The organism is Microcoleus sp. FACHB-1515, from assembly GCF_014696105.1.
Classification (GTDB): domain Bacteria; phylum Cyanobacteriota; class Cyanobacteriia; order Elainellales; family Elainellaceae; genus JAAUTJ01.
Genome location: NZ_JACJPO010000034.1, coordinates 1 through 9,320, shown reverse-complemented (window position 1 = coordinate 9,320; position 9,320 = coordinate 1). Strand labels below are relative to the sequence as shown.

General features: G+C 51.7%; 9 protein-coding genes and 1 pseudogene. 6 read left to right on the top strand and 4 right to left on the bottom strand.

The annotated features are described in order from the left end of the window. The first annotated feature begins 390 nt into the window (after positions 1 to 390). Genes H6F67_RS11530 through H6F67_RS11520 form a run of 3 tightly spaced genes read left to right on the top strand, consistent with a single transcriptional unit; the run spans position 391 to position 2,479 of the window. The gene (locus tag H6F67_RS11530) at positions 391 to 1,212 is read left to right on the top strand and encodes a DUF4058 family protein (RefSeq protein WP_190766476.1); all 822 of its coding nucleotides are present in this window, start codon (positions 391 to 393) and stop codon (positions 1,210 to 1,212) included. Positions 1,213 to 1,253: 41 nt separating this feature from the next. Beyond that, positions 1,254 to 1,769 carry a hypothetical protein gene (locus tag H6F67_RS11525; RefSeq protein ID WP_190766474.1) on the top strand — a complete coding sequence of 172 codons (516 nt, stop codon included), beginning with the start codon at positions 1,254 to 1,256 and terminating at the stop codon, positions 1,767 to 1,769. Further along, positions 1,742 to 2,479 carry a hypothetical protein gene (locus tag H6F67_RS11520; protein WP_190766472.1) on the top strand — a complete coding sequence of 246 codons (738 nt, stop codon included), beginning with the start codon at positions 1,742 to 1,744 and terminating at the stop codon, positions 2,477 to 2,479. The genes H6F67_RS11525 and H6F67_RS11520 overlap by 28 nt, the downstream gene beginning before the upstream one ends. A 438-nt stretch (positions 2,480 to 2,917) precedes the next feature. Here the strand turns inward: H6F67_RS11520 and H6F67_RS11515 are convergent, their stop codons facing one another. Beyond that, on the bottom strand, positions 2,918 to 3,283 hold the full coding sequence (locus tag H6F67_RS11515) for a transposase (RefSeq protein WP_313926811.1): 366 nt from the start codon (positions 3,281 to 3,283) through the stop codon (positions 2,918 to 2,920). A gap of 3 nt (positions 3,284 to 3,286) precedes the next feature. After that, complete coding sequence (locus tag H6F67_RS11510; protein WP_313926810.1) at positions 3,287 to 4,480, bottom strand: ISL3 family transposase; 1,194 nt, start codon at positions 4,478 to 4,480, stop codon at positions 3,287 to 3,289. A 180-nt stretch (positions 4,481 to 4,660) separates the two neighbouring features. On the opposite strand from H6F67_RS11510, the gene H6F67_RS11505 reads away from it, so the two are divergent. Then, positions 4,661 to 5,221: an AraC family transcriptional regulator gene (locus H6F67_RS11505; RefSeq protein WP_190766466.1), complete on the top strand. Its 561-nt coding sequence runs from the start codon at positions 4,661 to 4,663 to the stop codon at positions 5,219 to 5,221. A gap of 38 nt (positions 5,222 to 5,259) precedes the next feature. Here H6F67_RS11505 and H6F67_RS11500 read toward each other — a convergent pair whose 3' ends face one another. After that, positions 5,260 to 6,249 carry a zinc-dependent alcohol dehydrogenase family protein gene (locus tag H6F67_RS11500; RefSeq protein WP_190766464.1) on the bottom strand — a complete coding sequence of 330 codons (990 nt, stop codon included), beginning with the start codon at positions 6,247 to 6,249 and terminating at the stop codon, positions 5,260 to 5,262. A gap of 100 nt (positions 6,250 to 6,349) precedes the next feature. Here H6F67_RS11500 and H6F67_RS11495 point away from each other — a divergent pair, with 100 nt between their 5' ends. Then, positions 6,350 to 6,799: a helix-turn-helix domain-containing protein gene (locus H6F67_RS11495; protein ID WP_190766462.1), complete on the top strand. Its 450-nt coding sequence runs from the start codon at positions 6,350 to 6,352 to the stop codon at positions 6,797 to 6,799. Between the two features lie 36 nt (positions 6,800 to 6,835). Continuing rightward, a pseudogene (locus H6F67_RS11490) lies at positions 6,836 to 7,030 on the top strand (pirin family protein); the annotation flags it as partial. Between the two features lie 13 nt (positions 7,031 to 7,043). Here the strand turns inward: H6F67_RS11490 and H6F67_RS11485 are convergent. Next, complete coding sequence (locus tag H6F67_RS11485; protein WP_190766478.1) at positions 7,044 to 9,203, bottom strand: hypothetical protein; 2,160 nt, start codon at positions 9,201 to 9,203, stop codon at positions 7,044 to 7,046. Positions 9,204 to 9,320 lie beyond the last annotated feature (117 nt).

Below are 9,320 nucleotides of genomic sequence, written 5' to 3'. Positions count from 1 at the left end.
GATCTTCCAGGCTGGCAAAATGGTTGAGAATGGTCGGAGCAATCGTCAATTCATCCATGACATGGAGCAGATTTAGCGTAAGCCTGCATCCTACCCCAATTACTCCAACCTCAATTTAGATGCGTTTGCCCTGCCATCTTCAATAGTTCTAGCGGTTTAATACCCAAATTCTGCTAGGACTTCGCTAAACAATTCACTCAAATTTTTCCGATACACTTGAGCGGGCGCCACTTTAAGCAGCGCTTCCAGTCTCGATCGCCCTTGCTCGCTTTTTTGATATTCCGGATAATGATTGTTATCCGGAATATCACGTGAATCAGACAAATTGGAGCATTCAATCGGTGGTGAGCGGCTATAATGCGGTGATGCTGCCTGTTTGGGAGGCTTGTGATGCCCTCACCGTTTCCGGGAATGGACCCGTATCTCGAAGGCTACTTGTGGGTCGATGTTCACAATGCGTTAGCCAATAAAATTCGCCAGCAGCTTGCACCTAAAATCCAACCCAACTATACGGTGCGGCTGGAAGTGTACTTGGTGCAGGACACCGCTCCCGAAAGCGAGATTGGCATTCTATACCCGGATGTTGAAGTGCTGCGCCAAAAATCGACACTGCCAACTGCAACGGATTCATCCCTAAATAGGGGCAGCAGCCAGCTTCTCGTCACGCCCGCTCCCTTGACCTTGCCGCTGCTGCCACCCGTTGAGGTGCGAATTGTGACGGTTGAGATTCGCGATCGCGCCAGTAATACGCTGGTGACCAGTATTGAAATTTTGTCGCCCGTGAACAAGCGAGAACCAGGCATCATCCCGTATCGCCAAAAGCGCCAGCGGCTGTATCAGGCAAATGTGAATCTGCTGGAGATTGACTTGCTCAGGCGCGGCACTCGTCCGTTTGTGCATCCGCGACTTCCTGCTGTGCCTTATTTGGTGACACTGACTCGCGCTCAAGCCCTTGAAGTGGAGGTGTGGCCGATCGCCCTCCAAGACCCGCTACCTGTGATTCCCGTACCGCTGCGATCGCCAGATACGGATGTGCCGCTCGATCTGGAGTCGGCGCTGCGTGACATTTATGATGAAGCGTTCTATCAGTTGTCGATCGATTACTGTGAGGAGCCGCCGAAGCCTGCATTGCCAGAAGCGGATTTAGCCTGGATGGAGGCACTACTGGCAGCGTTGAGAGCCGAGACATTAAAGCAGCGTGAGGGAAGTTGATGCCACCCAAGGTGAGACAACTACCATCAGATGATGCGAAGGTGGAGCGATCTACTACTAAACCACGCACGCCGCAAAAGTGCCGCAAGTGTGCGCTGCTGAGTGCTCGGCAAGCCAAGCTGTTGCATGGTGAGGCGGGAGATGGTTGCTGGAACTCGGCAGTTTGTCCCAGTCGCAGGTCGTATGCTCGCCACCGCGATCGCATCAATCAAACGCGCAGTCGCAAACGCAAGGAAGGACAGCTTGAAGCGGTCACCATTGAGTTTGAGCCACTCGTTTCGATCGTGTTTGCCGTACTGGTGGTGTATCGAGCGACGGGGACGGACACGCCTGTCCATGCGATTGCAGTGGAGATTTGGCAGGGACAGCAGAAGGTGGCGATCGTGCCGCCCGTGCATTGTGCAGGACTGGTGCCGTCTCAGGTTCATGCCTATGTGGGCAAGCTGCTGGCGGTGCTGGAGGAGCGCTATGGCATTCGCAAGTTTGCCAGCCAGACGCGGCTTGACCCCGACCTGTGCAGCGTGCGGCCTTGCCCGTTGCATTCGACGGGGGTGTGATGAGGACGATCGAGCAACTTGAACTACCGCTGTGGGAGTTGTTGCGCGAGGCGGCGATCGCCCCAGATGCAGCAGATGTGCGGCAGTTGCTTAATGGACTAGATCAGGCGTTGTGTCAGTTGGATACAGTGGGGCAGTTGCAGGTGGGGGCAGCAGCGATCGCCCAGATTGTGCAAGTCTTTGAGCTGCGTTCTACATTGGCGTTTGAGGAATTGGAGGCGACTAACAGCGAGGAAGGGCCAGTGATGCCGGATGATGCGTTCGATCGCTATGTGCGGCAAACGATGGAAGTTGATTTGGAGCAGTTCATCGAGCCATTGGAGTCACTGCCGAGAAAAGCGCCGGAGCGATCGATCGGTGAAGGGGAATCGATCGTAGGAGAAATTGACCAAGCAGCCTTGCTGCAAGCGCTCGATCAGCAGATGCGCCAGGAACCAGGGTTGACCGAGGTGGAGGCGTTCAATCGGGCGATCGAGACTGCCCACGCGGAAGATGTCTGGGCTTGGACAGAGGCGATCGAGCAGTGGATGAGCGAACACCGGGTTGTGACCATTCCGCTGGTGCAGCTTCAAGCAGCAGTCCGAATGCCGCTGGTACAGATGTGGCTCACTTTGCTACTCGGTGGCTTTGCGATTGAGCAGCGCGGCACGTTTTACCAAACAGAACAAATTTGGGTGTTGGGGCGAGGGGAAGCGTCTCAGAGTGCATAGGTTTGCAGATACGCTCTCAGCAGCATTTTCACTTCTGCCAAGAGTGCCCTGTCACTGTAGCGGGTCGCGGGTTAACGCCAGCCACAGTAGCTCACTTGCCGCCTTGAAGACCGTCAGGGCAATTGTGAATGAGCAAAAAATATGGCACGATTCGTGAAATCAATGGCGCAATCGGTTAACGTGGCTTAGTGGGAGCATTCTGGCTTCTGATAGCCTAAGGTGAACGGTGTCTAAGTGATCGTAGCTAGAAGTGGGTTGGAAGTCCGAAAAGCCTGTGAATTCTACCTTTGCAAAGCTGTGTGTGAAATGTCAAGAGGTTAGCCTGTCGCGACAGCAACTGGGTCTTGCACAATTCTGGTGAAGCGGGTGACAAACTTTGACTGCTCAATGAGCTTGTAGACAAGCTGCAATTTGAGGACGGTTTGAGGTACTGCCTGTCTAGCTTGCCAACAACAATCGTCGAGTCAGTAGTTCAGTTCCATCTCGACCATACATCTGCCGTTTCAACATCTTCAAGCGATTGACTTGCCCCTCAACCTGTCCGTTGCTCACTGTTGATGTCAGTGCTGCTCGCACCGCGCTCTCATCGTCCCGCAGACCCTCAACGAACCGTTGAAAGGGGATGAGTTCACTCGCTTGTGCCTGGTTCAACCAGGGGTCGAACTGCTCCACCTGCCGCTGTCGCACCATCGTCGCAAACTGCTCAGCCAATTCAATTGCTTGAGTGACGGCGCAAGGCTGTGCCATCACGCTTTGAAGTAACTGCTCTTCCTCCTGAGTGCGGGGTCTTGAGCTTCGCAGCACGATTCAGCTCAGGCGACTGGGCGTGAGCGACGACAGTAACGGCTTGACGACCTTAGGAAACACCTGGTTCAACGGCAAGCGCTTGGGGGCAATCACTTTTGCCTGCCGCAGTTGTTGCAGTGCCCGCTGAAGCGACCGTTCGCTACCGCGATAACCGAGTTGCCGCAGCTCCTGCATCAATCCCTTCGGGCGTTGCCCAGATGCACAGCGCTGTTGCAGATAATCTTTGTACGCTTCAATACTGCGCTTGCCGCTGCCACGTGGATACACCGGCGCGTAGTTGGGCTTGCGTAAATCTCGCTGAACCGTGCGAAGACTCATCCCGACTTGATGAGCAATAGCCGCACTCGACCATCCTTGGTTGTACAACTTCCACACTTGCTGATGAAGCGCACCACGCTGCTGTCGATGTGCCGAGGGTTGAGCGGCAACATCGGGTGGAGGTTCATCTGGGACAATCAGACAAGCATTGGGCACTTGCGTCTGCCCTTGAGCAAGGCGATAGTTCACTTGGGCGGCTTTGAGGTCTTTGCTGTGAGAACTGAGCACTTGCTCAAGCACAGAGGCCAGATTCTGCATCAAATGAAAGCGGTCGGCCACTTGAGTTACACCGGGTGCACCTTCATTCATGCCCCGCTTGTAAATCTTCGAGCGGTCACGTGAAAGGGTTTCAACACCCGGATGCTGCTGTAGCCAGCTTGCTAACGTCTGTGCCTCTCGACCGGGAAGAATTGCAATGGGTCGATGCTGGTCTAAATCCACCAGCAGCGTTCCATAGGTTTGACGCCGACGAAACGAGAAGTCATCCACGCCCAACGTCTTGGGCGTGACCAACTGCGGCAACGGTAGTTGCAAGATCAGTCGCAATAATGTCGTGCGGCTCACATCGCAGCCGAGTTTGCGGCTCAGTCTTGCCCCGGCAGCACCACCAAGTGCTAAAGCAATCTCGCTCAATTGCTCATCTAAACGTTGTGTGCGTCGTGCCCCAGGTGCAACCAACTCAGGTAGCCGTTCGGTGAAGATGCGACGTTCACACGCTTGATTACGGCAAAAGAACTTATGCACCCGAAGCGCAATAACGATGCGGTACTTTGCCCACGGCAGATCGCTCACCGTTCGCTGATAGTGGCTATGAATTTGATGACTGGTGTGACGACAGACTGGACACTGATTAGTCAATTGGGTTGAGGCAACCACCAGCGTGCTTTGTTCTCGATCCTGATCAAGCTGTAATGATTGAAATTTTAGGTGTTCTGGATGCGGTAGAAGTTCGGTGAGGGCTTGCACAATCAGCTTGTAGCGGTGTTTTCCCTATTCTCACACCCGCTTCACCAGAATTGTGCAAGACCCAGGCGCTGTCGTTGCCCGTCATCTGCATTGTCGTCTGACAATCCGCTGTTGCCTGCCCTGCCATCGCTGATTCTGATTCAGGGAGAAAATGGCAAAGCGATCGAATGGTTGGATTCGACTCTACAAGCGATCGCCTGCGAAACGGCATCGAATCGTCCAGGTGCCGAGATGATGATTACCTATCTGTCCAACATTTTGTTTATTCAAGCTATTCGCGCCTATCTTGCTAGCTTGAGGCAGGCGGCTGGCGGCTGGCTCAATGCCCTACTCGATCCGCAGTTGAGTACCGCGCTGACGTTGATCCACCAATCGCCAGAGCAGAATTGGACGGTAGACTCGTTGGCACAGCAGGTTAACCTCTCGCGATCGACTTTTGCGGCCCGATTTAAGGAGCGGGTTGGGGAAGCACCGCTGCAATATCTAACCCAGTGGCGGATGTATCGCGCGGCTCAACAATTACGATCCACAAATTTAACGTTAGGGGCGATCGCCCAACAGGTTGGTTATGAATCGGAAGCTGCCTTTAGCAAAGCATTCAAACGGCAGGTTGAACAAGCGCCTGGAGAATACCGCAAACGTAAACCTTGAAGTGCTCCAGGCAGGTCAATCGCCCCACACCAAACTGATTACCGTTGCAGCACAACTTTGCCGATCGCCTGCCCTGACTCTGCCCGTTGATGTGCCGCTGCCACTTTAGAGAATTTGAATATTGTGGAATCCAACAAGGGACGCACTTTTCCTTGATCCACTAGCTCAGCCAGTTGAGTCAGAATCTCACCATGCCGAACTCGACCCACTCCATACAGCAGCGGAATTAGCATGTAGACCAGATGCAGCGTCAGCCCTTTGGCATGAAGCAGCGTCAGATCTTGCTGCGAGAGCGAGACGATCGACACAACCGTTCCATTCAGCTTGGCTGCTTTGAAGGCATTCTGGAGATTGTCGTTGCCCACCGTGTCAAACACGATGTCAAATCCCTGCCCTTCCGTGTGTTCTGCCACGAACGCCTCGACCGGATGCTGACGGTAGTTAATCGTAAAGTCGGCTCCCAACTTGCGGGCGATCGCCGCTTTTTCCTCGCTTAACACCAGCGCATACACCGTTGCTCCTGCCCATTTCGCCAGTTGCAGGCCGATGTGCCCGACACCTCCGGTTGCCCCGTAGACGAGAACTCGCTGTCCGGGTTGCACTTGGGCGCGATCGAGCAGTCCTTCCCAAGCGGTAATCGACACTAGCGGCAAGGCTGCCGCTTCTGCCATCGTCAGCGACTTCGGCTTGAGCGCCACCAACCTTGCATCCGCCAGCATATATTCCGCCAGCGCACCGCCGCAGCCTTTCACGCCTCCAGCGCAAGCATAGACTTGATCTCCCGGCTGAAAAGTCGTAACACCCTCGCCAACGGCTCCGATAACACCAGCCACATCGCCATGCAGCACGGCTGGAAAATCTGGAGCAATGCCTGCGGCAATGCCCTGCCGAATCTTGTAATCGACTGGATTGACGCTCGTTGCTGCCACTCGAATCAGTACGTGATTGGGTAAAACCTGGGGAACTGGAAGATCGGCTGGCTCAAAGACAGCGGGACTGCCAAATTGAGTGATGATGTGAGCTTGCATGAGCGTTCGTTTAGTCAAGTGGATGTTTCCATCAGTACCATTGGGCTATTGCTGCTCGAAAGGATGAACGGCAAAGTGCATTGGTTACTTTTTGGTGAACATGGTGTTCAATCTCGATTCTGACGACGCCCAACTCAACTACCCACCTCAACCCGCGATCGATCGCATCGCCAAGATGAACCTGTTCGACACGAATTGTGCCGGACACCAACTGCTTGAACACATTGCCAACAAATGGACAATTCTGATTCTCTATGCGCTCACACAAGGCACCAAGCGCTATCACGAACTCAAGCAGCAAATTGTAGGCATCTCGCCCAAGATGCTGATTCAAAATCTGCGAAACTTAGAGCGATGTGGGTTGATTGAGCGCGAGATTTACCCGTCTGTTCCGCCACGAGTCGATTACTCACTCACACCGCTGGGAGAATCGATTGTCGAGCCACTAGCTGTGTTGGGAGAATGGGCATATCGTCACATGCTTGATGTCAAAGCGGCAATGGAACAGTACGACAACACTTCTAAAGATGACTATTGGGAACCTAAGTAGTTGACCCCTGAAGCTAGCGTTTTGCAAATAGGAATTATGGCAAATCCTACCCAACACCTGATCGAACCACACGTTCAAGATTTGGGCGGGTTTCAAGCCCATCGCCTGCTGCCCTCAGATGCCCTCACGCTGGTCGGTCCATTCATCTTCTTTGACCATCTGGGTCCAGCCTTGTTTCCTCCAGGCAAAGGGGTCGATGTCAGACCGCATCCGCACATCAATTTAGCAACTGTGAGAAGATTTCTTACAACGGCAACGGTAGAACAGCAAGATCGATCGCTAGAACATCAGAAACCCAGGATAAGTAGAGTGAGAAACAGCGAAGTTGAACTTCCTGTAGCCGCTCTGCCCACTTGGCAATTTCCGGTAAATCTAAGCAGGCTTCAATTCTTCCTTCAGGTTGAACGTCTGTTGTGGGTAAAATTAGCGTATGCAGCTCGACCAATTGCTTCATTGACGCAATCAAATCAGGTCGATCGCTCCGTTGGGATTGAGGCAGTTCATCAAAAACACTTGCCATTGACTCTTCAATTTCTAACACTACCTCAAGAATTTGACTCCTTGGAAGAGCCAATTGCTGAATATAGAATTGAATCTGTTGCTGGCCTAATTCATCAAGTTCTGGCAGTCTTTCAAAATCCTTCATGTGTGCAGCGAGAAACGCGAGTTCTGTAATTGATGCCAGCAGCTTATTGCCTAGATCCAGTCGCGGAGATGACCAGGTGAGCAGAGAAAGATCAGAACAGGTAGATGATGGAATGGCGACAGGAATAAAATTCCACCACTTAAGCTGATTTGAACTTGGCTCGATTGCAAGGAGCAACGAGTTAAACCGCCAAGCTGTACCATTCAAAGAACGACCTTTCACATGAGGTACAATCGCGATATAGGCCCAACTCAGGGTAATCGCATAGCGGCGCAGTTCGTTATTCTCAACCTGCTCGCTAAAATATACCTGTAATGCAGACTGAAGCTGTTGAAGCGATCGAATAACTGTTTGTCTCAAATTCAAAACTTGTTGAGCGTATTCTTCCCAAGTGGTTGGTCTAAAGTCTTGCTCAGCGATCGACTTAAATGTCGAATTGACCGAAACCAGTCGCTGAAGCGGAAAGTTTTCAATTGGAATATTTTTCTCAGTTTCGTCGTGTAGTTCCACATACGCACTAACTCGATGTCCGTATCCTCCACAAGCGTATCGCTGACGATTTGGAAATAATCGTCGGAATAGCCGCAGGCGTTCCATTGCTTCTTTCACAAGATGATGGGCGTCTAGTTTGCCCTGAGTTTTGGTTTCAGATGGGCTAGCATCAGGCTGATAAAGTTTAAGTGCAAAGTGCGATCGCGCGATTTGCCCATCGTCTTCCCATACAACTGTTTGAGTTGCTTGTCGAAATCGAGCTAATAGTTGCGCTTGGTTTCGATCTAGCCATGTTTGATATCCGGTTGGATAGCCGTAGAATAGAGCCAATGCAACCTCTGCTAAAGTTTCAATCGGTAAACTTTCAACTGCCTCATCGAGATTGACTGGAGCAAGCCATGTTGCAACTGGGCGATTGATCTCTAAATGACCCATCCAAAACAAGACCTCTGCCATGCCTAACCAATCAGTATCTAGCAGCGGCGATCGAGGGGTTTGCTGCACTTGAGAAAGCCAGCTTGCAACCGGAACAAATACTTGACTTCTATTTGTTTGGCGGCTCCTCAAGTCTTCGATTTTTTGTCGTCGATCATCCTCTAAAAATGGATCTAGCGTTGAGAGAAAGGATTCTGCCGAACCGGGCATCGCATTAGCAATATCAAAGTTGAGTACAAACGCCCAGCCGTGAGTGACGAAGCGGTAGGCTTCTGAAATTAAAGGTCGATTCGCTTCAACATATTTTTTGATACCCAGCCAAATCAACGCCCTTGTTACCCCTGCGATCGCAATCCAATTGTCAGGCTGAAATAAATGTAAGGCTTGCAGCAATGGTTCTAATTCATCAGGGTGGCGCGAGAAACTATAAAGTAGAAAACTACCGATATCAGAATCGCTCATCAAGGGCAAACAAGCGGTTGCACTTTCGACCCAAGGTGAGAATGTAGTGTCAGTCAAAACATTTGCCAGAATGGACGAACGAATTGGGTGCAATCCTTCAACCAGCAAACCAGTATCGGTTCTTCTGAGCAGGTATTCCTTTTCCAGTAGTTCAAAAGCGCGTTGAGGAACAGCTAAATCTAGAAAACGTACCAAATCTTTGACTTTCAGACGCGCCTCAAACGCAGCCGCAACCGAGACTAGCCGGAGAAGATCGAGTTCTGCGATCGATCGCTGCCCTCCTCGAACTTCATCTTGAATACGTCTAACTTGCTGCAAAAGGCGTTCCCGCAGAGAATCACCTTGAGTAACCAGATAGACAAACTCCATTAAATGAGGTGGACCCGTAGGACTAGACGAAAATCGAGGGAGAATAAGCTACAGATCTCAAGTTGCAGACTCAGCAATGCTGATGTTTTAGTTCGACTTTAATCAGCGATTCAACTA